At 72.8% G+C, this 23,120-nt stretch carries 24 protein-coding genes; 10 read left to right on the plus strand and 14 right to left on the minus strand.

Annotated features, from left to right (window positions below):
* Positions 1–136 precede the first annotated feature (136 nt).
* The gene (locus tag MBSD_RS09075; RefSeq protein WP_062537028.1) at positions 137–1,129 is read left to right on the plus strand and encodes a TolB family protein; all 993 of its coding nucleotides are present in this window, start codon (positions 137–139) and stop codon (positions 1,127–1,129) included.
* 106 nt (positions 1,130–1,235) lie between these two features.
* On the opposite strand, the gene MBSD_RS09080 is transcribed toward MBSD_RS09075, so the two are convergent.
* Positions 1,236–1,880 carry a class I SAM-dependent methyltransferase gene (locus MBSD_RS09080; protein WP_062537029.1) on the minus strand — a complete coding sequence of 215 codons (645 nt, stop codon included), beginning with the start codon at positions 1,878–1,880 and terminating at the stop codon, positions 1,236–1,238.
* A gap of 146 nt (positions 1,881–2,026) precedes the next feature.
* Here MBSD_RS09080 and MBSD_RS09085 point away from each other — a divergent pair, with 146 nt between their 5' ends.
* Positions 2,027–2,500, plus strand: coding sequence for a DUF6491 family protein (locus tag MBSD_RS09085; protein ID WP_148667851.1), 474 nt, complete (start codon positions 2,027–2,029; stop codon positions 2,498–2,500).
* 62 nt (positions 2,501–2,562) lie between these two features.
* Here the strand turns inward: MBSD_RS09085 and MBSD_RS09090 are convergent, their stop codons facing one another.
* The 3 genes from MBSD_RS09090 to MBSD_RS09100 all read right to left on the minus strand — a co-directional run bounded on the left by MBSD_RS09090 (position 2,563) and on the right by MBSD_RS09100 (position 5,704).
* Entirely contained in the window at positions 2,563–2,961 is a 399-nt protein-coding gene (locus tag MBSD_RS09090) for a hypothetical protein (protein ID WP_062537031.1), read from the minus strand.
* A 63-nt stretch (positions 2,962–3,024) separates the two neighbouring features.
* Positions 3,025–5,190 (minus strand): bifunctional 23S rRNA (guanine(2069)-N(7))-methyltransferase RlmK/23S rRNA (guanine(2445)-N(2))-methyltransferase RlmL, encoded by a 2,166-nt coding sequence (rlmKL, locus tag MBSD_RS09095; RefSeq protein WP_062537032.1) that lies wholly within the window; start codon positions 5,188–5,190, stop codon positions 3,025–3,027.
* 1 nt (position 5,191) lies between these two features.
* A complete protein-coding gene (locus MBSD_RS09100; protein WP_062537033.1) occupies positions 5,192–5,704 on the minus strand; it encodes an alpha/beta hydrolase in 513 nt (170 codons plus the stop codon).
* Positions 5,705–5,858: 154 nt separating this feature from the next.
* On the opposite strand from MBSD_RS09100, the gene MBSD_RS09105 reads away from it, so the two are divergent.
* From MBSD_RS09105 to MBSD_RS09120, 4 genes are all read left to right on the plus strand, one after another.
* Positions 5,859–6,416: an N-acetylmuramoyl-L-alanine amidase gene (locus MBSD_RS09105; RefSeq protein ID WP_062537034.1), complete on the plus strand. Its 558-nt coding sequence runs from the start codon at positions 5,859–5,861 to the stop codon at positions 6,414–6,416.
* A 154-nt stretch (positions 6,417–6,570) separates the two neighbouring features.
* Positions 6,571–7,440 carry an acyl-CoA thioesterase II gene (tesB, locus tag MBSD_RS09110; protein WP_062537035.1) on the plus strand — a complete coding sequence of 290 codons (870 nt, stop codon included), beginning with the start codon at positions 6,571–6,573 and terminating at the stop codon, positions 7,438–7,440.
* 9 nt (positions 7,441–7,449) lie between these two features.
* Positions 7,450–7,845, plus strand: a complete 396-nt coding sequence (locus tag MBSD_RS09115; protein WP_062537036.1) for a putative signal transducing protein — start codon at positions 7,450–7,452, stop codon at positions 7,843–7,845.
* A 129-nt stretch (positions 7,846–7,974) separates the two neighbouring features.
* The gene (locus tag MBSD_RS09120; RefSeq protein ID WP_062537037.1) at positions 7,975–8,676 is read left to right on the plus strand and encodes an arginyltransferase; all 702 of its coding nucleotides are present in this window, start codon (positions 7,975–7,977) and stop codon (positions 8,674–8,676) included.
* 294 nt (positions 8,677–8,970) lie between these two features.
* Here the strand turns inward: MBSD_RS09120 and MBSD_RS09125 are convergent, their stop codons facing one another.
* The 6 genes from MBSD_RS09125 to MBSD_RS09150 all read right to left on the minus strand — a co-directional run bounded on the left by MBSD_RS09125 (position 8,971) and on the right by MBSD_RS09150 (position 14,574).
* Positions 8,971–10,482, minus strand: a complete 1,512-nt coding sequence (locus tag MBSD_RS09125; RefSeq protein WP_062537038.1) for an FMN-binding glutamate synthase family protein — start codon at positions 10,480–10,482, stop codon at positions 8,971–8,973.
* An 88-nt stretch (positions 10,483–10,570) separates the two neighbouring features.
* Positions 10,571–11,077 (minus strand): GNAT family N-acetyltransferase, encoded by a 507-nt coding sequence (locus MBSD_RS09130; protein ID WP_237071774.1) that lies wholly within the window; start codon positions 11,075–11,077, stop codon positions 10,571–10,573.
* Positions 11,078–11,360: 283 nt separating this feature from the next.
* Positions 11,361–13,034, minus strand: coding sequence for an AMP-binding protein (locus MBSD_RS09135; protein ID WP_062537039.1), 1,674 nt, complete (start codon positions 13,032–13,034; stop codon positions 11,361–11,363).
* 122 nt (positions 13,035–13,156) lie between these two features.
* Complete coding sequence (locus MBSD_RS09140) at positions 13,157–13,600, minus strand: GNAT family N-acetyltransferase (protein ID WP_062537040.1); 444 nt, start codon at positions 13,598–13,600, stop codon at positions 13,157–13,159.
* Positions 13,601–14,080, minus strand: coding sequence for a GNAT family N-acetyltransferase (locus tag MBSD_RS09145; protein WP_062537041.1), 480 nt, complete (start codon positions 14,078–14,080; stop codon positions 13,601–13,603). It lies immediately after the preceding gene.
* A 20-nt stretch (positions 14,081–14,100) separates the two neighbouring features.
* Positions 14,101–14,574, minus strand: coding sequence for a helix-turn-helix domain-containing protein (locus MBSD_RS09150; RefSeq protein ID WP_062537042.1), 474 nt, complete (start codon positions 14,572–14,574; stop codon positions 14,101–14,103).
* A gap of 148 nt (positions 14,575–14,722) precedes the next feature.
* On the opposite strand from MBSD_RS09150, the gene MBSD_RS09155 reads away from it, so the two are divergent.
* Complete coding sequence (locus MBSD_RS09155) at positions 14,723–15,223, plus strand: DUF2938 domain-containing protein (protein ID WP_062537043.1); 501 nt, start codon at positions 14,723–14,725, stop codon at positions 15,221–15,223.
* 509 nt (positions 15,224–15,732) lie between these two features.
* On the opposite strand, the gene purT is transcribed toward MBSD_RS09155, so the two are convergent.
* Complete coding sequence (purT, locus tag MBSD_RS09160; RefSeq protein WP_062537044.1) at positions 15,733–16,914, minus strand: formate-dependent phosphoribosylglycinamide formyltransferase; 1,182 nt, start codon at positions 16,912–16,914, stop codon at positions 15,733–15,735.
* A gap of 86 nt (positions 16,915–17,000) precedes the next feature.
* On the opposite strand from purT, the gene MBSD_RS09165 reads away from it, so the two are divergent.
* From MBSD_RS09165 to MBSD_RS09175, 3 genes are all read left to right on the plus strand, one after another.
* Positions 17,001–18,425, plus strand: a complete 1,425-nt coding sequence (locus MBSD_RS09165) for a transglutaminase-like domain-containing protein (RefSeq protein WP_062537045.1) — start codon at positions 17,001–17,003, stop codon at positions 18,423–18,425.
* Positions 18,422–19,348 carry a hypothetical protein gene (locus tag MBSD_RS09170; protein ID WP_062537046.1) on the plus strand — a complete coding sequence of 309 codons (927 nt, stop codon included), beginning with the start codon at positions 18,422–18,424 and terminating at the stop codon, positions 19,346–19,348. Before MBSD_RS09165 ends, MBSD_RS09170 begins: the two co-directional genes overlap by 4 nt.
* Before the next feature lie 106 nt (positions 19,349–19,454).
* Positions 19,455–20,012: a M15 family metallopeptidase gene (locus MBSD_RS09175; protein ID WP_062537047.1), complete on the plus strand. Its 558-nt coding sequence runs from the start codon at positions 19,455–19,457 to the stop codon at positions 20,010–20,012.
* Positions 20,013–20,237: 225 nt separating this feature from the next.
* Here the strand turns inward: MBSD_RS09175 and MBSD_RS09180 are convergent, their stop codons facing one another.
* Genes MBSD_RS09180 through MBSD_RS09190 form a run of 3 tightly spaced genes read right to left on the minus strand, consistent with a single transcriptional unit; the run spans position 20,238 to position 23,110 of the window.
* Positions 20,238–20,861, minus strand: coding sequence for a class I SAM-dependent methyltransferase (locus MBSD_RS09180; protein WP_062537048.1), 624 nt, complete (start codon positions 20,859–20,861; stop codon positions 20,238–20,240).
* A 27-nt stretch (positions 20,862–20,888) separates the two neighbouring features.
* Positions 20,889–22,520, minus strand: a complete 1,632-nt coding sequence (locus tag MBSD_RS09185; RefSeq protein WP_187300615.1) for a tetratricopeptide repeat-containing sulfotransferase family protein — start codon at positions 22,518–22,520, stop codon at positions 20,889–20,891.
* Between the two features lie 5 nt (positions 22,521–22,525).
* Positions 22,526–23,110: a DNA-3-methyladenine glycosylase family protein gene (locus MBSD_RS09190; RefSeq protein WP_062537050.1), complete on the minus strand. Its 585-nt coding sequence runs from the start codon at positions 23,108–23,110 to the stop codon at positions 22,526–22,528.
* Positions 23,111–23,120 lie beyond the last annotated feature (10 nt).

Consider the following 23,120-nt stretch of genomic DNA (forward strand, 5'->3'; position numbering starts at 1 on the left):
CGTCCCCGCCCGGCGGCGCGCGCCCGGCCGCGCGGCGGGCCGGCGCAAAAGATGCACGGTCCGCCGCAGCCGCGCGCGCGTCCGCCGCCGGCAACGGTAGAGTCGGCGGAGCGCGCGCAGCCACGGGGAGGCGGACATGCCGCACGCACGACGCATCCGCGCAGGCCGCGCATCGGCCGTTTTCCTGTTCCTGGCGTTGACGGCCGCGAGCGCGGCCGCGGCGCCGCCGGCGCCCGCGCTGGTCGCGCCCGGCGTCGTCGACACCGGCGACGACGAAGCCGCGCCGGCGCTGAGTCCCGACGGGCAGACGCTGTATTTCGTGCGCAGCACGCCGGACTTCCTGCGCTGGACCGTGCTGGTCTCGCGGCGCACGCCCGACGGCGGCTGGAGCGCGCCGCAGGTAGCGTGGTTCTCCGGCCGCTACGCCGACGCCGACGTGTCCTTCAGCCCGGACGGCCGGCGCATGTTCTTCGTCTCCACGCGGCCGACCGCGCCGGGCGGCGCGGAGCGTCCCGACACCGAGATCTGGACGATGACGCGCACCGCCGACGGCTGGAGCGCGCCGCGGCACGTCGCCGAGCTGGAAAGTCCCGGCAACGAATGGTTCCCGGTCGCCGCCGCCGACGGCACGCTGTACTTCGGCTCGGAGCGCCGCGACGGCAACCTCGGCCCGGACGGCACCGCCGATCTCTACCGCGCGCGCTGGCTGGGCGACCACTACGCCGAACCGGAGAACCTCGGCCCGCCGATCAACACCGCCGGCGAGGACATCGAAGGCTGGATCGCCCCCGACCAGTCCTACCTGATCTTCTCCAGCAAGGGCCACGGCGGCGAGGGCGCCTACGACCTCTGGGTCAGCTACCGCTGCGAGGGCGCCTGGACGACGCCGCGCAATCTCGGCGCGCCGGTGAATTCCTACGCCTGGGAGTTCGGCGCGAAGCTCTCGCCGGACGGCAGGTATCTCTACTTCGCCAGCAACCGCGGCTACGGCCACGAACCGCTGCCGCGCGCGCTGGACATCGCCGCGCTGAACGCGCGCCTGCACGCGCCCGGCAACGGCCTGCGCGACATCTACCGCGTGGAGACGGCGGCGCTGGCGCTGCACTCGCCCTGCGCGGCGCGGCGGTGAACGCGCGCGTCCACCTCACGCCTGCGGAGGCGCTGGCGCGGCTGGCCGCGCTGCGGGGGCCGGAGTCCACCCTGCCGTTCCGCCACGGCACGCTGGAAGTCGAGATCTATCGTCCGCGCGCGGGTGCCGCCATGCGCGGGCGCAGCCGCCGGTAGACGTAGACGGCGGCGGGCGGGACGTTCCACCACGCCACGCCGTGCCGGCGCACGCCGAGGCCGAGCTCGACCAGCAGCGGCCTCGGCACCGGACCGAACGGGCCATAGGTGAACTGCACGAAGCATCCGTCCGCGCGCAGCGCGGCGAACGCGCCCTCGAGGATCTCGCGCTGCATGCGCCGCGGCATCGCCAGCAGGCCGAGGCTGCTGATCACCGCATCCGCCGGCCCGGCCTCGAGAAAACCGGTGCGGCGCAGCACGCCGCCCAGGTCGCGCGCATCGGCGTGCACGACCTGCACGCCGGCGAAGCGCTCGCGCAGATGCCGGTGCAGCGCATCGTTCAATTCCAGCACCAGCAGGCCCTCGCGCGGGACGCCGCGGTCGAACAGCGCGCGCGTGATCGCGCCCGTGCCGCCGCCCAGTTCGATCACGCGCCTTGCGTCGCGCGGCACCTGCGCCACCATCAGCCGCGCCAGTTGCCGGCCGGAGGGCGACAGCGCGGCGATCGAACGCGGCGCGCGCAGCCACTCGCGCAGGAAGGTCAGCGTCGGGTGCAACCCCTCGCCGGGGCGGGCGCCGCCGCGTTCGTTCGTCATCGCCGACCGTCTCCCTGTACATCGGGGCTCATCGGGGTATGCTTGCCCTCGAGGCGCCAGGCGCCTGTCCGCAGGTCTGCCGCAGCGTCCGTCCGGGTGGGACGACGATCGCGCCTCCGAGTTCCAACAGCCATGCGGAGGGGAGCATGCCTGCCTGTCGACCCTTGCTGATCATCGCCGCCTGCGCCGGCGCGCTCGGTTTCGCGCCCGGCGTGCCCGCGCAGGATGCCGCCGCGCCCGCCACCGCCGCCACCGCGCCGACGGTGGCGGGCGAGGCCGTCGCCTCGGCCCATCCGGCGCCGGCCGCCGCAGCCGCCGGTCCGCTGCGGCCGGTCGAGATGTGTCTCGATCCCGGCCGCATCCGCCGCTGGACCGCCGTCGACGCGCGCGACCTCGCCGTGCAGACGGGCGACAACTATTACCACGTCACGCTCGGCAGCGACTGCGACGGCCTCAAGGACGGCGGCATGTTGATGTTCCGCCCCACCCCGGCCACCCAGGGCCGCATGTGCGGCGACGCGGGCGAGATGGTGGTGCCGGACAGCGGCCAGCTCTGCCGCGTTTCCGCCGTGCAGCCGCTGGACAAGGACGGCTACAAGGCCCTGCTCAAGGGCGGCTGAAACGCCGCGGCCCGATCGTCGCCGACCGGGCCGCAGGGAATGGCGCCGCGCTGCCGAAGGCTTCAGTCGCCGTCGTCGTCGTAGTAATGGCCGCGGCGGCGGCCGTCGTCGCGATAGCGCCGGTCGTAGCGGTCGTCGTAGCGATCGTCGTCGTAGCGGTAGACGCGGCGCGTCTCGTACACGCGCTCCACCACCACCGGCTCGTCGTAGTACACCACCCGCGGCGGAGCGTAGTAGACCGGCGCCGGCGCGTAGTAGACCGGGGCGTACCAACCGCCGTAGAAGCCGCCCCGGTAACCCCAGCCGCAATGGTGACAGCTGGAGACGCCGACGCTGTAACCCGGCCCGTAGAAGCCGAGGCCGATGCTGACGTGGGTGCGCGCGAACGCCGCCGGCGCGAGCGCCAGCACGGCGAGGGCGAACAGGGCAAGACCGACCTTGCGCGAACGCTGCATGTTCATGGGCATGCCTCCGGATCGGCGTGATGCTCGCGCCGGCGGACTGAATCGCCACTGAAACGCCCGTCAGGCCGCGTGCGGCCGCAGCAGCCAGCAGCCATGGATGTCGGCGCGGCGCTCGAAATCGAACGGGATGCTGCCGCGGCTCCAGTCCTCGATGGCGAAACGCGCCGCCAGCGCCGCGGCGTCGAGGCGGAAGCGGCGGAAATTGTTGGAGAACACGATCACGCCGCCGCGCTCCAGGCGTTCGCCGCAGGCGGCGAGCAGGCGCACGTGGTCGCGCTGCACGTCGAAGTCCTCGGCACGCTTGGAGTTGGAGAAGGTCGGCGGATCGACGTAGATCAGGCCGTAGCGGCCGCGCTCGCCGGCGAGGAAATCCAGCGCGTCGGCCTGCACCAGACGGTGCGCGTGCCCGCTGAAGCCGTTCAGCGCGAGGTTGCGCGAGGCCCAGTCGAGGTAGGTCGCGGAGAGGTCCACGCTGACCGTCTCGCGCGCGCCGCCGGCGGCGGCATACACGCTGGCCGTGCCGGTGTAGGCGAACAGGTTGAGGAAACGCCGCCCGCGCGCCAGCTCGCGCACCTTGGCGCGCACCAGGCGGTGGTCGAGGAACAGGCCGGTGTCGAGGTAGTCGGTGAGGTTGATGCGGAAGCGCAGGCCGCCCTCCTCCGCCAGCAGGAATTCGCCGCGTTCGTCGAGCCGTCCGTACTTGGCGCCGCCCTTGCCGCGCCGGCGCTGCTTCACCGCGATGCGCTCGCGCGGCACTTCCAGCGCCTCGCCGGCCGCGCGCACCAGGTCGCGCAGGCGCTCGCGCGCGACGTGCTCGGGCACGTCGGCCGGCGCCTGGTATTCCTGCACGTGCAGGTAGGCCTGCGGCGGCGCATCGGGCGTGGCTTCCGGCACGGCCGCATAGACGTCGATCGCCGCGGCGTACTCCGGCAGGTCCTGGTCGTACACGCGGTAGCAGGCGATGCCTTCGCGCGCGAGGCGCTTGCGCAGGTGGCGCGCGTTCTTGACGATGCGGTTCTTCGCCATCGTCGCGCCGGGCGACAGCGGCTTCGTCGCGCGCGGCGCCTCTTCGCGCGGCGTCAGGTCGAAGCACAGCAGCGCGCATTCCAGCGCGCCGTTGAACAGCGTGTAGCGCTTCTCCGCACGCAGGCCGAGCGCGCGGCCGAGCGCGTCGTCGGAGGTCAGCACCGCGGCGCGCCAGCCGTAAAAGCCTTCGCGCAGGCGCACGCCCAGCGTGCGATAGAGCGCCGGCAGCGCGCTGCGCTCGCCGAGGCGCTCGCCATAGGGCGGATTGGCGATCACCAGCCCAGGCGCCTCGACGCCGGCGGGCCGCGCGAGGTGCGCCACGTCGCGGCGCTCCAGCCGCAGGAAGCCGGCCACGCCCGCCGCCTGCGCGTTGCGCTTGGCGGCGGCGATCATCGCCGGATCGGCGTCGCTGCCGAAGAAGCAGGCGCGCAGGCGGCGCAGGCCCTCCGCCGCGCGCGTCTCGGCATCGGCGCGCAGGCGCTGCCACAGCGCGGCGTCGTGGCCGCGCCAGCCGAGGAAGCCGAAGTAGTCGCGGCGCAGGCCGGGAGCGACGCCGGCGGCCATCAGCGCGCCCTCGATCAGCAGCGTGCCGGAGCCGCACATCGGATCGAGCAGCGCGCCGCCGCCGGCGTGGATCGCCGGCCACTGCGCGCGCAGCAGCATCGCCGCGGCGAGGTTCTCCTTCAGCGGCGCCTCGCCCTGGCCCTGGCGCCAACCGCGCCGGTGCAGCGGCGTGCCGGCGAGGTCCAGCGACAGCGTGGCGCGGTCCTTCTTCAGGCGCAGGTTCAGGCGCAGATCGGGGCGCTCGACGTCGACGTTCGGACGCGCGCCGGCACGCTCGCGGAACTGGTCGACCACCGCGTCCTTGACGCGCAACGCCACGAACTGGCTGTGCGTCAGCGCGCTCTGCGCGCACACCGCGTCGACGGCGAAGCTGCCGTCGGCGGCCAGGTGCTGCGACCAGTCGACCGCGCGCACGCCGGCGTACAGCGCGTCGGCGTCGGGCGCGTCGAACTCGGCGATCGGCCGCAGCACGCGGCTGGCGAGGCGCGATTCCAGGCAGGCGCGGTAGGCGGTCTCCAGCGTGCCCTCGAAGCGCACGCCGGCCAGCGCCTCGTGCGCCTCGGCGCCGAGCGCGGTCAGCTCGTCGCGCAGCAGGTACTCGAGGCCCTTCGGGCAAGTCGCGAAGAACGCGGTCACGTCAGAACGATGCGAGGAAAAGCCGGAACTGCGCGGCGATGGCGTCGACGTGCGCGGACAGGCGGTGGTCGTCGTCCAGCAGCAGCAGCTCGGCACCGTGGCCGCGCGCGATGGCGATCGCGGCATCCACCGGGCACAGCTCGTCGCGCCAGCCGTGCACCAGCATCGCGCGCGCGCGCTCCGCCATCGCGAACGGCCGCGCGTAGCCGGGCAGCTCGGCCGGCGTCGCCAGCAGGAACAGGCCGGCGACCGCGCGTTGCCGCGAGGCCAGGCCGGAGATGAACGCGCCGAAGCTGGAGCCGGCCAGCAGCACGCGCTCGTCCGGCGGAATCGCCGCGACCAGGCGCTCGAGACGCGGCTGCGCGGCGGCGGCGAGGCCGCGCGCGTCGAGGTCGCGGTAGTCCGGACGCAGCGTGCGCCAGCCGAGCGACTCGGCGACGGCGGCCAGCGCGCTGACCTTGGTCGCGTCGGGCCCGCTCTCCAGGCCGTGCGAGAGAATGACGAGACCGCTCATGCAACGCGCTCCGGCATCGCCCGCCGCACGCGACGGAGACGCGAAAAGGCCGCCAGCGGTCGGGCCGGCGCGGGAAGTGTCCTGGGCATGCGCGCATGCTAGCACGCGCCCCTACCGTCGCCGACGCGGCGCATGCCACACTCGACGCATGCCCATGCCCCTCGTCGTCCACGACTGGCCGCTGCCCTACGAAGCGAAGCTCGACGCGCGCCCGGCGGCGGCCGTCGACCTGGTGGTGATCCACTGCACCGAACTGCCCGACCTCGCCACCGCGCGCAGCTACGGCGAGAAGGTGCTGTACGAGGACGGCACCGGCAACAGCGGCCACTACTACATCGACCGCGACGGCAAGGTGTACCGGTTCGTCGCCGGCACCCGCGTCGCCCACCACACGCGCGGCTACAACCCGCGCTCGATCGGCATCGAACTGGTCAACCTCGGTCGTTATCCGGACTGGCTGGACTCGCGCCGCCAGGCGATGACCGAGCCGTACACGGCGGCGCAGATCGCCGGCCTGCGCGCGCTGCTGGCGCGCTTGCGCAACGAATATCCCCACTTGCGCCTGATCGCCGGCCACGAGGATCTCGATACCGCCGAGGTGCCGGCCACCGACGATGCGGCCAGGCGCGTCCATCGCAAACGCGACCCCGGCCCGCTGTTCCCCTGGGCCGAGGTGGTGGCCGGCAGCGGCCTCGAACGCCTGAAGCCGTAAAGGTGGGAGTCGGCAGAAGCGCGAGAAGGGAATGATCGATGCGTCACTCCGACTTGCGCGGGAATGACGGCTCGGTCGCAACGCTCGCGCCCGCTCCCTGCTCCCTGCTCCCTCCCCGCTATACTGTCGCGCCTTTTTTCGCCGATCCGTGCCCATGCCCCTGCCTGTCGTCGCCGAACTGCTCGACCTGCTCGCGCTCGAGCGCCTGGAGGACAACCTGTTCCGCGGCCAGAGCCGCGACATCGGCACGCGCTACGTGTTCGGCGGGCAGGTGCTGGGCCAGGCGCTGTCGGCGGCGCAGCAGACCGTCAACGGCGAGCGTCAGGCGCATTCGCTGCACGCCTACTTCCTGCGCGCCGGCGACATCGACGCGCCGATCGTCTACTCGGTGGAGCGCGCGCGCGACGGCCACAGCTTCTCCGCGCGGCGCGTGGTGGCGATCCAGCACGGCCAGCCGATCCTGAACTGCGCGGTGTCGTTCCAGATCGCCGAGTCCGGCGTCGAGCACCAGTTGTCGATGCCGGAGGTGCCGATGCCGGAGGATCTCGCGCCGCCGCAGCCGCTGCCGCCGGAGGAGTTCGCGCATCTGCCGGTGAAGCTGCAGCGCTGGCTGAGCATGGAGGGCGGCTTCGAGTTCCGCCACGTCTGGCCGCGCGACGAACTGAAGCCGGCCAAACGGCCGCCGCTGCAGCACGTCTGGTTCCGCCTGCGCGACCGCGTCGGCGACGCGCCGGTGCTGCATCGCGCGCTGCTCGCCTACGCCTCCGACTTCCACCTGATCGGCACCGCCACCCTGCCGCACGGCATCTCCTACCTGACGCCGGAACTGCAGATGGCCAGCCTCGACCATGCGCTGTGGTTCCATCGCCCGTTCCGCGCCGACGAATGGCTGCTGTACTCCTGCGACAGCCCCAGCGCCTCCGGCGCGCGCGGCCTGGCGCGCGGCAGCGTCTACAGCCGCGACGGACGTCTGGTCGCCTCCACCGCGCAGGAAGGCCTGATCCGCCTGCGCGCGGCGGAGTAAGCTAGCCTCATGCGCCAGATCTACACCTCGCCGCGCCCGGAAAACATCGAACGGGTCGTGCAGCTGCTCGCCGAACACGGCATCGAGACCACGGTGACCAACCGCCGCGTCTACGACCGCCGCAGCTACAGCCGCTTCAGCTACTCCGCGCGCGACAGCGGCGAGGACTGGCCGAAGGTGTGGATCACCCGCGCCGAGGACCAGACGCGCGCGCGCGAGGTGCTGCGCGAGATCGGCATCGAGCCGGCCACCCGCTACGCCAACGAACTGGCGACGCAGCGGCAGCCCGGCGCGGCGGGCCCGGCGCGCCACGCCCACGTCGCCTCGCGCGTGCGCACGGCGCTGGTGGCCGCGGTCGGCGCGATGTTCGTGCTGCTGGTGCTGAAGATGATGGGCGTGTTCTGAGCTTCCGCGCCCATCCGCGTCCGAACGACTTCTTCCCGGGGAAGCGGTCCCCGCAAGCCCGGCCGGCGTCCGCCCTTTCCGTGACGGCCATCCGCTGCCGCCCGCCGCGGCTGTGGCTAGAATCAGGCCATGCGCTCCGACCGCGTGCGGCTGCTCCAGACCCTGCCCCACGGCTGCGGTTACTACCGCGGCCGCACGGCGCAGAACCTGGTGCTGGACCCGTCCGCGGCCGACCTGCCCGAGCTGTACGCCGCCGCGCTGGGCCGCGGCTTCCGTCGCGCCGGCGGGCACGTCTACATCCCGCACTGCCCCGGCTGCCACGCCTGCGTGCCTTGCCGCATCCCCGTCGGCACCTTCGCGCCCGACCGCAGCCAGCGCCGCTGTCTGGCGCGCAACGCCGACCTCGAACTGATCCCGGCCGCGCCCGGCTTCACCCCCGAACGCCATGGGCTGTACGCGCGCTACCTGCATGGCCGTCATCGCGGCGGCGGCATGGACGACGCCAGCGACGAGGACTTCACCCGCTTCCTCACCGCGCCGTGGAGCCCGACGCTGTTCCTCGAACTGCGCAAGGACGGCCGCCTGCTGGGCGTGGCGGTGACCGACGTGTGCTCGACCGGCGTCTCCGCGGTATACACCTTCTTCGATCCCGAGGAATCCGCCCGCGGCCTCGGCACCTACGCCGTGCTGCGGCAGATCCAGTTCGCGCGCGAACGCGGCCTGCCGCACGTCTACCTCGGCTTCTGGATCGAGCGCCATCCGAAAATGGACTACAAGCGCCGCTTCCGTCCGCTGGAAGTGCTGCGCGGCGGCAACTGGGAAACGCTGTAGGCCGGATCCGCGCTTGCGCCCGCCGGCGCACCGCGCCAAGGCGGCCGCCGCGGCGGCGTGCCTGGCGCCGCGCCGCCGGCCTGGTCCAGGCCGCGGAGATTCCGGAGATGCCGACGCCCCTGCGCGACACCCTGCCGGCGCTGCTCTCGCCGGCGCCCTGCCGATCGCCGCCCGCGCGGCCACGGCCGCCGGCAGGCAGTGTCTGCGCAGGAAACCGCCCGCCGCGACGAGACGCGCACCGCGTACGAGAGCCGGACGAAATTGCCGGACGCCGTTCGAGGACGCCCGCCGGACTCAGGCCGCAGGCATGCGCGGCTGCGGATACGGATACAGTGCGTCCAGCCGGCGCGAGACGCCGTCGTCGCAGACCACGCGGCAATGCCAGCGGCGCAGCTCGCGCGGCTCCGGCAAGCCGCAGCTGTGCGCGATGACGCCCACCTCGCGCATCACGTTGCGCGCGTAGTTGGCCACGCGCTCGGCCTTGTCCGGCACCACCAGGCCGCGCTGCAGGCGCGGATCGTGGGTGGTGATGCCGGTCGGGCAGGTATTGCGGTTGCACTGCAGCGACTGGATGCAGCCCAGCGCGAACATGAAGCCGCGCGCCGAGTTGACGAAGTCCGCGCCCATGCACAGCGCCCACGCCACCTCGTAGGCGGTGATGCACTTGCCGGAGCAGATCACGCGGATGCGCTCGCGCAGGCCGGCGGCGATCAGCGTGTCGACCAGCATCGGCAGCGCCTCGCGCAACGGCAGGCCGACGCCTTCCATCAGCGTCTGCGGCGCGGCGCCGGTACCGCCCTCGGAGCCGTCGACGATGATGAAATCCGGCGCGCTCTCGATGCCGCGTTTCCACACCTCGTCGCACAGCTCGGCGATCCAGTCGACGTCGCCCAGCACCGCCTTGAAGCCGGTCGGCTTGCCCGACACCTCGCGCACGTGCGCGACCATGTCCAGCAGCTCGCGCACGTTGCGGATCTCGGGATGGCGGTTCGGACTCTGCGAATCCCGGCCGACCGGGATGCCGCGGATCGCGGCGATCTCCGGCGTCACCTTCGCGCCCGGCAACAGGCCGCCCTTGCCGGGCTTGGCGCCCTGGCCGAGCTTGATGCTGACCATCTTCACCTGTGCGTGCGCGCACACCTCGCGCAGCCTGGCGTCGTCGAGCTTGCCATCGGGCGTGCGCACGCCGTACTTGGCGGTGCCGATCTCGAACACCAGGTCGCAGCCGCCCTCGAGGTGGTACGGCGCCAGCCCGCCCTCGCCGGTGTCCAGCCAGATGCCCGCCTTGGCCGCGCCGCGCGACAGCGCGCGCACCGCCGGCACCGACAGCGCGCCGAAGCTCATCGCCGAGATGTTGAAGAACGGCGCGTGGCTGTAGGGCTGGCGCGCGTAGGGGCCGATGGTGATCGGCTGCGGCTCCACCGCATCGCGCTCGAGCTCGGGAAATGCCGCGTTGACGAAGAACGGCGTGCCCTCGACGCTGAGATCGCGCGTCGAGCCGAAGCCGCGCGTGTTGTCCTCGTTCTCCGCGGCGCGATACACCCAGGTGCGCTCGGCGCGGTTGAACGGCAGCTCCTGGCGGTCGAAGGCGAAGAAGTACTGGCGGAAGAACTCGCCGAGATGCTCGAATAGCGCGCGGAAGCGACCGATCACCGGGAAATTGCGGCGGATCGCGTTGCCGGTCTGGCTGCGGTCGAGCACGTACAGCACCGCGCCGCCCACCAGCAGCACGATCAGCGCCAGCAGGAACAGGCCCGCCATCAGCTCGATCGCGAACAGCACCCAGCGCGAGAGTCCGGCTTCCATCGCTTCCTCCTCCGTCGCCGACGTGCCAGCGCGCCGGCTTCACGTTGCGGAAGCTTCGATGGTAACGCGATGCGCGCGGCGGCGCAGGTCAGGCGACGGCGCCGTCCCGCCCGATTTCGACCGCCTGCAGCGACACCTGCTTTCTGCAGCCGACGACCGCCTGCCGTCCCACCTCTCGGAAACCGAACCTGGCATGGAAGCGGGCGGAGGCCGGATTGGGCGGCTCGATGTCGTACTCGCAGGTGATCGCCGGCACGCCCGCGTCGGCCGCGAACGCGAACAGGTCGCGGTACAGCGTGCTGCCCGCGCCCTGCGCGCGGCCGGCGCCGGCGACCACCACGCGGTCGACGTACAGGAAGCGCGGATAGCGCGCGACGAACCAGCGGTAGTTCGGACTGTCGTAGTCCGCGCCCTCGCGCAACGCCAGCAGGAACGCGCGCACCGCGCCGTCGGCCTCGAGCACGCGATGGTACGCCGCCTGTCCATGCAGATGCGCCAGGCGCTCGGGCGTGAGCGGGCTCAGCACGGCGACCGAGGCCTCGTTGAGGGCGAGGATGGCGGGGAAATCGTCGGGGTGGGCGTCGCGGAGCAGCATGCAGGGCGCGATGGTATCGCGGCCGCGGCACGGACCGGTATCGGCCTGCGCTTCGCGGAACCTGACGCCCCCTGCCCAGCCATCCATGCCCGTTCGTGCCGAGCGTGGCTTGCGTCGGCAAGCGGAGTCGAAGCGCCCGTCCTCGCAGCCCTTCCGCCCGACCCTGCGGGCCGTAGTCCCTCCCGAGCCCGCCGATGGGCTCGTGGCGAACGGCCATGGAACCGGCCGAGCACGGAGGCCCGGCAGGCCGCGCGATGCCGCCGCCGGACCTTGCGGCGCCGCGCTACGCCGCCTTCGCATCCTCGCGCAGCGCCCGCCGCAGGATCTTGCCGATGTTGGTCTTCGGCAGCGGCTCGCGGCGGAATTCGACGATGCGCGGCACCTTGTAGGCGGTCAACTGGCGCCGGCAGTGCTCGAGGATGTCGGCCTCGGTCAGCGCCGGATCCTTGGGCACGATGATCGCCTTCACCGCCTCGCCCGAACGCGCGTCGGGCACGCCGATCGCGGCAGCCTCCAGCACGCCGGGGTGCAGCGCCAGCACGTCCTCGACCTCGTTCGGGAACACCTTGAAGCCGGACACCACGATCATGTCCTTCTTGCGGTCGGTGATGCGCACGCTGCCCTGTTCGTCCATCGTGCCCATGTCGCCAGTGCGCAGCCAGCCGTCGGCGGTGAACACATTCGCGGTCTCCTCGGGGCGGTTCCAGTAGCCGCGCATCACCTGCGGGCCGCGCAGGCAGATCTCGCCCACTTCGCCCGGCGGGACCGGCTTGCCGGCGTCGTCGAGGATGGCCGCTTCGGTGTTGGGGATCGGCACGCCGATCAGGCCGCTCCATTCCTCGATGGTGACCGGATTGGCGATCGCCACCGGCGATGCCTCGGTCAGCCCGTAGCCTTCCATCAGCGGCACGCCCGAGCGCTGCTTCCAGCGCTGCGCCACCACGCGCTGCACGGCCATGCCGCCGGCCACCGCGAGCTTCAGGTGGCGCAGATCGACATCGGCGAAGCCCGGCGCGTCCAGCAACGCGCGGAACAGCGTGTTCACGCCGACGATCACGGTGAAGCGCGTCTGCCGCAGCGTCCGCACGAACGCCGGCAGGTCGCGCGGATTGGCCACCAGCACGGTCTGTTCTCCCAGCCCGGCCAGGGTCAGGCACACCGTCAGCGCGAACACGTGATACAGCGGCAAAGGCATGACCGCCGTCTCCTCGCCGGCGCGCAGGTTGGGTCCTACCCAGGCGGTCAACTGCAGCACGTTGGCCACCATGTTGCCGTGCGTGAGCATCGTGCCCTTGGCCACGCCGGTGGTGCCGCCGGTGTACTGCAGGAAGGCGAGGTCGTCGTGCGTCAGCGCGACCTCGTCGAAGGTCTGCGCGCGGCCCAGCTCCAGCGCGCGGTTGAAGCCGACCGTCCCCGGCAGCCGCCACGGCGGCACCATGCGCTTGACGTGTTTGACCATCGCGTTCGTCAGCACGCGCCGGAATGGCGGCAGCAGGTCGCCGACCTGCGTCGTCACCACCGTGCGCACCGGCGTGGCGGCGATCACCTGCTGCAGGGTGTGCGCGAAGTTCTCCAGCACGACGATCGCCGTCGCACCCGAATCCTTCAACTGATGTTCCAGCTCGCGCGGCGTGTACAGCGGGTTGACGTTGACCACCACCATCCCCGCGCGCAGCACGCCGAACAGCGCCACCGGGTACTGCAGGAGGTTGGGCATCATCAGGGCGACGCGGTCGCCGCGCTGCAATCCGGCCACCTTCTGCAGCCACGCCGCGAACGCGCGGCTGGCCTCGTCGAGCTGCCGGTAGCTGATCGCCGCGCCCATCGAGCGGTAGGCCGGCAGGTCGGCGAAGCGCGCGCAGGACGAAGCCAGCACGTCCTTCAGCGACGCGAACGCGTCGGTATCGATCTCCGCCGGAACGCCGGGCGGGTACTGGACAAGCCACGGTTTCTGCATGGGGGCTGCGCCTGCCATCGGTAGTTTTGCCGCCTGAGCGCCGTGTGCGTGCGGGACGCGCAGACGAAGCGCCCTCGTGGATGCATGTTCGAGGACGATGACCGCGCCAACCCTGATCTGCCTCAGAAAAACGGCTGCAGCGCCTCGCCGCTGCGGTGCGCGCCGTGGGCCGGGTCGGGCGCGGCGAAACCCGATGCGCCTTGCAGGCAAACGTGTCTTGCGAGCAGACGCATGGCGATGGCGGCGTCCAGCAGCGCGCGTCCCAGCCCGCGCCGGCGGTGCGCCGGCGCGACGTACATGCCCGCGAGTTCGACGGCGTGGCGCAGCTTGGCGCGCTGCGGGCGGACGATCGCGACGAAGCCGGCCAGCTCGTCCCGCACGAAGACGCCGAGCATGCAGATCGATCCGTCCTTCGCCGGCGCGATGCGCGCCGCGACGTCGTCGAGCGGGCGGCCGACTTCCTCCTCGTAGCTGGCGCTGAACGCGGTCGGGCTCTCGCGCAGCGCGAGCAGCCGCAGGCGCTGATAGGCCGCGGCGTCGGCGGTGTCGAGTGGCCGGATCGTCATCTACGCGCCCAGCCGCTTCTCGTAGCGCCAGACTTCCAGAGGGAACACGCCCGTCGGGATCGCCAGCCTGGCGACCATGGTGCCCACGCGCCGCCAGCCCTGTTTCTCGTAGAACCGCGCCGCGCGCGCGTTGCCGATCGCGCAGGCGAGCCAGCCGGTGTCGAAGCCGTGGGCGGCGATGCGCGCCTCGGCATCCGCGATCAGCGCGGCCGCCACGCCCTGCCCGCGCGCGCTGCGGGCGACGAAGAGCTGGTCCAGCTCGTCGCCCTTCACCACGCAGAACCCGCTGGGCGCGCCGACCGGCCCGGTCACGCGCACGCGCGGCAGTCCCGCTTCCAGCCGCAGCCGGAAGTTCTCCAGCGTGCGATGCCGCGCCAGTTCCGCCGGCACGATGTCGGCGTGCGCATCCTGCCAGGCGTCGTGCCAGAGCTGCGCCAGCGGCGCGATGTCGGCGCTTTCGGCAGATCGGACATCCGCCATGCTGGACCCGGCTCCTTTCTTCATGTCTCGCGGATCGGGCGTCGCGCATCGCGCCGCCCCGGCGGTGCGCGACCCGCGCGCGCCGCGCCGGATCTCCTGGCTTGCACCGCGCCGGCGACGCGCAGCAGGCGGCGGAAGGTCGGGCATTCCATGTGGCTGGGCGCGGGACAGACGGCGGCGTGGCGCAGGCCGTCGCGCATCGCGCGCAGCCGGCGCAGGGTGCGGTCAAGCGCATCGGCGCGCGCCGCGAGTTGCGCACGGTCGATGCGCGGACGGCCGTCGGGCGCGAACATGGCGGCGATCTCGCGCAGCGAGAAGCCGGCGCTGCGGCCGAGCGCGACCAGCGCCAGGCGTTCCAGCACGTCCGCGCCGTACAGCCGGCGCAGGCCGCGCCGCCCGACCGGCGCGATCAGCCCCTGCTCCTCGTAATAGCGCAGCGTCGAGGCGGGCAGGCCCGAGCGCCGCGCGACCTCGGCGATGTCCAGCGCCTTCATGCTTGACCTCAAGTCGACTCGAAGTCGTAGGCTGATACAACCGCCATCGTCGCGCAAGCCGAGGACATGCCCGTGACCGGACGAACCGCCGAAACCGCCAGCCGCCGCCCGTACCCCCAGGCGGCCGCCTCGCGGAGCGCAGGCCACCATGCGTGAATTCCTCGCCTTCCTGCTCGACGCCACCGTGATCGGCGCGGGCGCCACCGCCGTCACGGATCTTTGGGCGCTGTTGCGGCAGCGCGTCTCCGGCGCGCCCTCGTTCGACTACGCCATGCTGGGGCGCTGGCTCGGCCACATGCCGCGTGGCCGCTTCCGCCACGACGCCATCGCCGCGGCCGCGCCGGTCCGCGGCGAGCGTCCGCTCGGATGGGCGGTCCATTACGCGATCGGCGTGTTGTACGCCGCCGCCCTGCTCGGGCTGTGCGGACGGGGATGGGCACACGACCCCACGCTCGCCCCGGCGCTGGCGTTCGGCCTCGTCACCGTGGCGGCGCCGTTCTTCGTGATGCAGCCCGCGCTCGGCGCGGGCATCGCCGCCTCGCGCACGCCGCAGCCGAACGCGGCGCGGCTGCGGAGCGTGGCCACGCACCTCGTCTTCGGCCTTGGGCTGTATCTCGCCGCCGCAGCCTGGCGGCACGTCGCGCCATAGGAAGCCGCGCCCGCCGGGGAACTTCGTCGGCCGGGCTTCGCGCGGCGAAACCCGCCGCGCGGTGCGAGCAGACGGGTTTCGCTGCGCTCAACCATCCCACTCGCCCGCTGACTCACGCCTCCCGTCGGGCAAACTACAACCCTGCATCCTTCATAAGCCTCGAGCAAGGGTCGGAGCCCGGCATCTGAAGCAGTGCACAACGCAACAGACCGAATGCCGTGTGGACCCTAAGATTTGAGCAATCGCGCGGAGAACTGGGTCTCGCCCATGAGGCACATGCCAAGACGGCCGCTCTTGGCTTGAACGACCATGACGTCTCTGTCCCGGATGTCGAACCTGCTGCCAGGAGGAGCGCGCCTCGTTGGTTCACCAAACCATCAAACCGCCGACTAGCCGATTCCAGCCGACAGTTCGTACGTCGAGTCGCGTGTGGGAATGGTGACGGATTCACTTCCGGCGGCTTGAATGCCCCCAATCCGCGGCAATGTATCGACCACGCGCGCCGTGTCTCAAAGCTCCACCCGCAACCTCCCCGCCGCCGCCCGCGCCTTGGCGCGCGCGGCATCGACGTCGTCGGCGCGCGCCAGCGTCACCGCCATGCGGCGCTTGCCTTTGACCTCAGGTTTGCCGAACCAGCGCAGCGCGGTGTCGGGTTCGGCCAGCGCTTCGGCGGCGCCGTGCAGGCGCGGGCACTGGCCTTCGCCTTCGGCCAGCACGGCGCACGACGCCGACGGGCCGAACTGGCGGATCGTCGGGATCGGCAGGCCGAGGATGGCGCGCGCGTGCAGGGCGAATTCGGAGAGGTCCTGCGAGATCAGCGTGACGAGGCCGGTGTCGTGCGGACGCGGGCTGACCTCGGAGAAGATCACGCGGTCGCCCTTGACGAAGAACTCGACGCCGAACACGCCCAGGCCGCCGAGGTCGTCGGTCAGCACCTTGGCCTGGCGCTGCGCCTCGGCCAGCGCCTTGGCGCTCATCGGCTGCGGCTGCCACGATTCGCGGTAGTCGCCGTGCTCCTGCAGGTGGCCGATCGGCGCGCAGAAGCAGGTGCCGTCGCGGTGGCGCACGGTGAGCAGGGTGATCTCGTAGTCGAAGTCGACGAAGCCCTCGACGATGCAGCGGCCCTTGCCGGTGCGTCCGCCGGACTGCGCGTAGTCCCACGCCGGGCCGATCTCGGCCTCGCTGCGCACGATGCTCTGGCCCTTGCCGGACGAACTCATCACCGGCTTGACCACGCACGGCAGGCCGAGCGCGGCCACCGCGGCGCGGTATTCCGCCTCGGTGTCGACGAAGCGGTACGGCGAGGTCGGCAGCTTCAGCGTCTCGGCGGCGAGACGGCGGATGCCTTCGCGGTCCATGGTCAGCCAGGCCGCGCGCGCGGTGGGGATCACGCGCAATCCGCCCTTCTCCAGCTCGACCAGGGTCGGCGTGTGGATGGCCTCGATCTCCGGCACCACCAGATCGGGTTTCTCCAGTTCGACGAGGCGGCGGATCTCGGCGCCGTCCAGCATGTTGACGACGTGGCTGCGGTGCGCCACCTGCATCGCCGGCGCGTGGGCGTAGCGGTCGACGGCGATCACCTCGACGGCGAAGCGCTGCAGTTCGATCGCGACTTCCTTGCCCAGTTCGCCCGAGCCGAGCAGCATCACGCGGATCGCGGTGTCGGTGTAGGGCGTGCCGAACGGCTTCATGCGGGAACTCCTGTGGGGTTGCCGCGATTCTAACCGCTGGCCCGGCGCCGCCGCGCTGGCAGAATAGGCCGACCCCGGAGACCGCCATGCGCCGCCTGCTCGTCGTCCTCGCCCTGCTCGCCGCCGCCCTGCCCGCGTTCGCCGCGCCGGCGACCGACACCTGGATGACCGTGCTGCTGGAGGGCCGCAAGATCGGCCACCTGCACGAGACGCGCGCGGTCGAAGGCGACCGCGTCACCACCACGCAGACGCTCGACATCGCGCTGGACCGCGCCGGCACCACGGTGGCGATGCGCAACGAGGAAACCAGCGTGGAGACGCGCGAGGGCAAGCCGCTGGCGTTCCGCTCGCGCACCGAACTGTCCGGCGTCGCCAGCACCGTCGAAGGCAAACGCCTGCCCGACGGGCGTTTCGAGGTGCGCAGCGAGGTCGGCGGCCAGGCGCGCACGCGCACGCTGGACTGGCCGGACGGCGCGCTGCTCGCCGAGGGCCAGCGCCTCGCCGCGCTGCGCGCCGGCAACGTCAGGGGCGCGCGCTACACGGTGCCGGCGTTCGATCCCAGTGCGGTGCAGATCGTCACGCTGAGCGGCGTGGTGCATGGCGCGGTCGAGGTGGACCTGCCGGAAGGCCGGCGCACGCTCACCGAAGTGCGGCAGTCGCTGCAGATCGGCGGCGACGCGACGCAGGCCACGGTGTGGACCGACGCCGCGGGCGATGCGCAGAAGATGACGCTGCCGATCGGCGGCCTGCGTCTCGACGCGCTGGCCTGCTCGCGCGCCTGCGCGCTGGCGCCCAACCAGTCCGCCGACATCCTCACCGCCACGCTGGCCGCCGCACCGCGCGCGCTGAGCGCCGGCGAGCGCGCCGGCGCGCTGCGCTACACGCTGACCACCGCCGACGGTTCCGCGCTGGACCTGCCGGCCACCGACGAGCAGCGCGTGCGGAAGGCGAATGGCGTGCTCACCCTTCGCATCGGGCCCGCGCGCGCCGGCGCGGAGTCGCCGCCGACGCCCGCCGACACCGCCGCCAACGACTGGCTGCAGGCCGACGCGCCGGCGCTGCGCGAGCTTGCCGAGCACGCCGCGCTGGGCGCGGCCGACGCGGCCACGCGCATGCGCCGGCTGGAAGCGTTCGTGCATGGCTATGTGCGCAGCAAGGATCTCAGCGTCGGCTACGCCTCGGCGCTGGAGGTGATGCAGACGCGCGAAGGCGACTGCACCGAACACGCCGTGCTGCTGGCCGCGCTGGCGCGTTCGCTCGGCATCCCGGCGCGCGTGCTGGACGGCCTGGTGTACGTGCAGCAGTTCGGCGCGCAGGCGCACGTGTTCGTGCCGCACGCCTGGGTGCAGGCCTGGGTGGACGGTCGCTGGCAGAGCTACGACGCCGCGCTCGGCGGCTTCGACGCCGGCCACATCGCACTGGGCGTCGGCGACGGCGATCCGTGGCGTTTCTACGCCGGCCTCGGCGCGCTGGGCAAACTGCGCATAGAGCGCGTCGAGGCCGTGCGGTGAAGCGCGTCCTCGTCCTGCTGCTGGCCGCGTTGCTCGCGGCGGCGGCGCACGCGCAGGATTTCGCTCCCGCGCCGTTCGGTCCGCCGCAGGTGGCCGGCACCATCGCCGACCTGCGCATCGACGAAATCAGCGGCATCGCCGCCTCGCGCCGCGCCGACGACCGCTACTGGGTGCACGACGATTCCGGCAACGAGCCGTTCCTGTACGCGCTGGACGCGCATGGCGCGCTGCTCGGCCAGGTGCGCGTCGACGGTGCCGACGACGTCGACTGGGAGGACATGGCCTCGTTCGTGCTGGACGGCGCGCCGTACCTGCTGGTCGCCGACAGCGGCGACAACGGCGGCACGCGCGGCCACTACGAGCTGGTGGTGCTCGCCGAACCGGAACTGCCGCTGCCCGCGCACGCGCATGCCGCGCCGGCGTGGAAGATCCGCTACCGCTTTCCCGACGGCGCGCACGACTGCGAGGCCGTGGGCGTCGACGCGACGACGCGGACGGTGATCCTGGTCACCAAGCGCACCGGGCAGCCGCAGGTGTACACGCTGCCGCTGCGCCCGCGCGGCGACGGCGAGCAGGTGGCGACGCGCATCGCCACCATCACCGCGATCCCGAAACCGACCGAAGCCGAGCGCGCGCTGAAGCTCAACGCCGCGCGCTACGGCGACCAGTCCACCGGCCTCGACATCGACCCCGCCGGCCGCCGCGCCGCGCTGCTCACCTACCGCAACGCCTATCTCTTCACCCGCGCCGACGGCCAGACGTGGGCGCAGGCCTTCGCCGCGACGCCCGCGCTGCTGCGCCTGCCGCTGCTGCCGCAGGCCGAGGCGATCGGCTTCGACCGCGCGGGCCGCAGCCTCCTCGTCACCGGCGAAGGCCTGCCGGTGCCGCTGCTGCGCTTCGATCCGGCGCCGCCGCCGCGCTGAACGTCCGCGACGCCTCGCCGACCGCGGCCGCGCGCGGCGGCGGCCACCGCCGGCTTCATGCTGCGGTGCAGGTGACGGCGTGCGGACGGTCGCCTAAGCTAACCGCATGGGAGTCATCGCACCGCTGCCGCCGCCGCGCACCGAGGACTGGCGCGCCCTGCTGGAACGTGCGCACGCGCTCGGCGTCCCGCGCGACTACGGCCGCCGCCATCGCCTGCGGCCGATGCGCGAGCCTTCGCGACTGACCTTCATCGGCGCGGACATCCACGGCCGGCCGCAATGGCTGGCGCCGCGCGCGGCGGCGGCGTTCAACCGCATGCGCCAGCGCGCGGTGGACTACGGCATCGAGCTGCAGGTGGTGTCCGCGTTCCGCTCGGTGGCGTACCAGCTCGGCATCCTCGAGCGCAAGCGCGAACGCGGCCAGGACATCGAGGCGATCCTGCGCGTCAGCGCGGCGCCCGGCTACAGCGAGCACCACTCCGGCCGCGCGGTCGACCTGACCACGCCCGGCTGCACGCCGCTCGAGGAAGACTTCGAACACTCGCCCGCCTACCAGTGGCTGCACCGCCACGCGCACCGCTACGGCTTCCGCATGTCGTTCCCGCGCGGCAATCCGCACGGCATCGCCTTCGAGCCCTGGCACTGGTGCTGGCACGCGCACTGAGGCGCCGCCCGGTTTCGCCCGGCGCGCGCCTGTCGGAAGGACGGGAAGAGAAACGCTTGCCCGCGGATTTGCGCGGACGAACGCGGATGCAGCCGCGGTCTTGACGCGGAAAATGGACCATGCGCTCCATCCGCGTCGATCCGCGAATATCCGTGTCGAGCAAACGGTTCTTCTCCCGCGGACGCGGGCGCCCGCGCGGAAGCGCCGCGGCGCGGCGATTCCGCCCTACGCGGCCTTGCGCAACAGCGCGTAGGCGAAGGATTGCGGCGCGCCCCACGGCGTGCGGTGCAGTTCGCGTTCACCGTGCAGCAGTTCGAAGCCGGGGCCGAACAGCGCGGCGATGTCGGCGGCGTCGCGGCGCGCCACCGGCAGGCCGCTGCAGCGTTCGGGGCCGTCGCTGGCGAAGCCGCCGATCACCGCGTGTCCGCGCGGCGCCAGCGCGTGCCGCACCTGCGCGACATAGGCCGCGGCGTCGGCGGGGTCGGTGAGGAAGTGCAGCACGGCGCGGTCGTGCCACAGGTCGTAGCCCGCCGCGGGCAGCGCGACGCGGGTGACGTCGCCGACCAGCCAGGTCACCGCCTCGGCGCGCGCGCCGAGGCGCCGCCGCGCCGCGTCGAGCGCCGGCTCGGCGATGTCCAGCACGGTGATCGCGGCGAGCCCGCGCGCCAGCAGGTCGTCGACCAGGGTCGAGGCGCCGCCGCCGACGTCGATCAGCCGCGAGCGCGCGCCCATGCCGGCGCGTTCGAGCAGGCGCAGCGACACCTCGAGATGCGCGCGGTACCAGCTCACCGCATCGGCGGATTTTTCCGCGTAGACCTTCTGCCAATGCGCTTCGCGCTCGGTTGCCATCGGTGCTCGTGGATACGCGCCGCGCGCTCAGCCCGCGCGCTCGTTGGGGAACGCCTGCAGCAGTTCCGGCAAATGCTCGGCCCAGGCGCGCCAGCGTCCGACCGAACTCGAGTACACCTGCTGGCGCGCCTGCCAGACGCTGGCGGTGACGATCGCCGCAGGCTTCGCCTCGACGGGCGGCGATGCGGGCGCCTCCAGCGAAAGGAAGCGCAGCAGGTCGGCGACGGTCTCGTCGGGCCGCGCCACCAGCTTCTCGTAGGCGAGATCGTAGATCGGCAGCGGCAGCGTCGCGCGCCAGTGCGCCATCAGGCGGTCGTGGCCCTGGGCGAAGGCGGCGATGTCCTCGAAGCGGTAGGCGTAGCCGTTGTCGGCGTGCGCGAAGTGCTGGCTCCAGATCGACAGCGCGGTATCGCGGCGGTTGCGCCGGCAGTGGATCACGCGCGCGTTGGGGAACAGCGCCGCGGCCAGGCCGAGGTGGCGGAAGTTCAGCGGATTCTTGTCGAGGTAGTAGCGCGCGGAGACGTCGTCCTGGCGCAGTTGCGCGGCGAACAGCGCGGCGGCCTGCGCCATCGACGCCGGCGAGTGGCGCTGCCCCTCGACGTGCGCCGCCAGCGCGGCCAGCCAGTTCAGCTCGCCGCGGTTGCGCACTTGCGGGTGCCTGCCGAGCAGCGTCGCCACCAGCGTGGTGCCGGTGCGCGGCAGGCCGACCACGAACACCGGCACGATGTCCGGCACCGCCACCGGCGCCAGCGGCGCGGCGCGGATCTGGCGCTCGACGAAACCCTGCCACAGCGACGCCGACCAGCCGGTGCGCGCGGCCACCGCGGCGTTGGCCTCTCGCAGCACGCGCACCGCGGCGGGAATGTCGCCGAGATCGTCGTAGGCCTTGCCGAGCGCGAAGCCGACGCTGATGCGCGCGTCCGCGCTGGCCAGGCCCTGCGCCGCGGCGCGCTCCAGCAGCGCCAGGTCGGCGTCGTCGCGCGTCTTGAACTTGTGCGTGGCGGCGAGGCGCAGCCAGGAAGGCGCCTGCGCCGGGTCCAGCTCGACCGCGCGGCGCAGCTGCACGCGCGCCTGCTCGAAGCGGCCCAGCGCCAGCGCCAGTTCGCCGGTCAGCGCGTGCAGCGCCGGCACGTCGCGCAGGTGCTTCAGCGCCTCGGTGCACACCTCGAGCGCTTCCGCGTGGTGCTGGCATTCCTTGAGGAATGTGGCGGCGCCGATCGCCTCCTCGCGCGTGCGCGGCGCGTGCTTCCAGCGCAGTTGCACCGCCGCCGCCGCGCCGTTCAGCCGGCCCTGCTCGCGCAGCAGGTAGGCCAGCGACAGCGCGGCGTCGCCGTGCTGCGGCTGCGCGGCCAGCGCCGCGCGCAGCTCGCGCTCGGCGGCGACGCGCTCGCCCTGCTGGCGCAGCGCGTTGCCGAGCAGGTAGCGCAGGCCGGCGTCCTGCGCGTGGAACGCCAGGCCGCGTTCGGCCAGCGTGCCCGCCGCCACCGCGAAGCCGCCGCCCAGCAGGCCGGAGACGACGCGTTGCCAGGCCTGCGCCGGCGCGCGCGCGGACTCCAGGCGTTCGGTCAGCGCGCGGAACGCGCCGGCCGCGTCGCGCGGCGCCTGCGCGTGGAAGTCCGCCAGCAGGGCCTCGGGAACCAGCGGCGCGGCGGTGTTCATGCGCATCAGTCCTGCGAACGGCGCACCGGCGCGGCCGGCTGCGCCGCCTCGGCCACGCGCCAGAGATAGAAGCTCGCCAGCGTGCGGTACGGGCCCCAGCGCTCGCCGAACTCGGCCAGCGCCTTCGGCTTCGGCGGCTCTTCCCAGCCGTGCACCACCTGCGCGCCCTTGCGGATGCCGAGGTCGTCGACCGGCAGGATGTCGGGCCGGCCGAGCCGCGCCATCAGCAGCATCTCGACGGTCCAGCGGCCGATGCCGCGCACCTGCGTGAGATGCTCGATCGCCTCCTGGTCGGACATGCGCGCCAGCCCGCGCGCGTCCGGCACGATGCCGTGCTGCGCCTTGACGGCGAGGTCGCGCAGCGCGGCGATCTTGTTGCGCGAGACGCCGGCGCCGCGCAGCGCCTCGTCGGACTGCGCGGCGATGCCGGCGGCGTCGATGCGCTTGCGCGGCATCAGCGCGACCACGCGCGCGACGATCGTCGCCGCGGCCTTGCCGGAAAGCTGCTGGTACAGGATCGCGTTCGCCAGCGCGTCTACCGGATCGAACGGCTTGCTGAAATCGCGCTCGATCGGCCCGATGCGGCGCATCCACGTCGCC

Origin of the sequence: Mizugakiibacter sediminis (assembly GCF_000953855.2) — a bacterium.
Classification (GTDB): Bacteria; Pseudomonadota; Gammaproteobacteria; order Xanthomonadales; family Rhodanobacteraceae; genus Mizugakiibacter; species Mizugakiibacter sediminis.

Bases quoted from the DNA above. Each gene is read 5' to 3' on its own strand.
- MBSD_RS09075 (WP_062537028.1), top strand. From the start codon at position 137: ATGCCGCACGCACGACGCATCCGCGCAGGCCGCGCATCGGCCGTTTTC.
- MBSD_RS09080 (WP_062537029.1), bottom strand. From the start codon at position 1,880: ATGACGAACGAACGCGGCGGCGCCCGCCCCGGCGAGGGGTTGCACCCG.
- MBSD_RS09085 (WP_148667851.1), top strand. From the start codon at position 2,027: ATGCCTGCCTGTCGACCCTTGCTGATCATCGCCGCCTGCGCCGGCGCG.
- MBSD_RS09090 (WP_062537031.1), bottom strand. From the start codon at position 2,961: ATGAACATGCAGCGTTCGCGCAAGGTCGGTCTTGCCCTGTTCGCCCTC.
- MBSD_RS09100 (WP_062537033.1), bottom strand. From the start codon at position 5,704: ATGAGCGGTCTCGTCATTCTCTCGCACGGCCTGGAGAGCGGGCCCGAC.
- MBSD_RS09105 (WP_062537034.1), top strand. From the start codon at position 5,859: ATGCCCCTCGTCGTCCACGACTGGCCGCTGCCCTACGAAGCGAAGCTC.
- tesB (WP_062537035.1), top strand. From the start codon at position 6,571: ATGCCCCTGCCTGTCGTCGCCGAACTGCTCGACCTGCTCGCGCTCGAG.
- MBSD_RS09115 (WP_062537036.1), top strand. From the start codon at position 7,450: ATGCGCCAGATCTACACCTCGCCGCGCCCGGAAAACATCGAACGGGTC.
- MBSD_RS09120 (WP_062537037.1), top strand. From the start codon at position 7,975: ATGCGCTCCGACCGCGTGCGGCTGCTCCAGACCCTGCCCCACGGCTGC.
- MBSD_RS09125 (WP_062537038.1), bottom strand. From the start codon at position 10,482: ATGGAAGCCGGACTCTCGCGCTGGGTGCTGTTCGCGATCGAGCTGATG.
- MBSD_RS09130 (WP_237071774.1), bottom strand. From the start codon at position 11,077: ATGCTGCTCCGCGACGCCCACCCCGACGATTTCCCCGCCATCCTCGCC.
- MBSD_RS09135 (WP_062537039.1), bottom strand. From the start codon at position 13,034: ATGCAGAAACCGTGGCTTGTCCAGTACCCGCCCGGCGTTCCGGCGGAG.
- MBSD_RS09140 (WP_062537040.1), bottom strand. From the start codon at position 13,600: ATGACGATCCGGCCACTCGACACCGCCGACGCCGCGGCCTATCAGCGC.
- MBSD_RS09145 (WP_062537041.1), bottom strand. From the start codon at position 14,080: ATGGCGGATGTCCGATCTGCCGAAAGCGCCGACATCGCGCCGCTGGCG.
- MBSD_RS09150 (WP_062537042.1), bottom strand. From the start codon at position 14,574: ATGAAGGCGCTGGACATCGCCGAGGTCGCGCGGCGCTCGGGCCTGCCC.
- MBSD_RS09155 (WP_062537043.1), top strand. From the start codon at position 14,723: ATGCGTGAATTCCTCGCCTTCCTGCTCGACGCCACCGTGATCGGCGCG.
- purT (WP_062537044.1), bottom strand. From the start codon at position 16,914: ATGAAGCCGTTCGGCACGCCCTACACCGACACCGCGATCCGCGTGATG.
- MBSD_RS09165 (WP_062537045.1), top strand. From the start codon at position 17,001: ATGCGCCGCCTGCTCGTCGTCCTCGCCCTGCTCGCCGCCGCCCTGCCC.
- MBSD_RS09175 (WP_062537047.1), top strand. From the start codon at position 19,455: ATGGGAGTCATCGCACCGCTGCCGCCGCCGCGCACCGAGGACTGGCGC.
- MBSD_RS09180 (WP_062537048.1), bottom strand. From the start codon at position 20,861: ATGGCAACCGAGCGCGAAGCGCATTGGCAGAAGGTCTACGCGGAAAAA.
- MBSD_RS09185 (WP_187300615.1), bottom strand. From the start codon at position 22,520: ATGAACACCGCCGCGCCGCTGGTTCCCGAGGCCCTGCTGGCGGACTTC.
- MBSD_RS09190 (WP_062537050.1), bottom strand. From the start codon at position 23,110: ATGCGCCGCATCGGGCCGATCGAGCGCGATTTCAGCAAGCCGTTCGAT.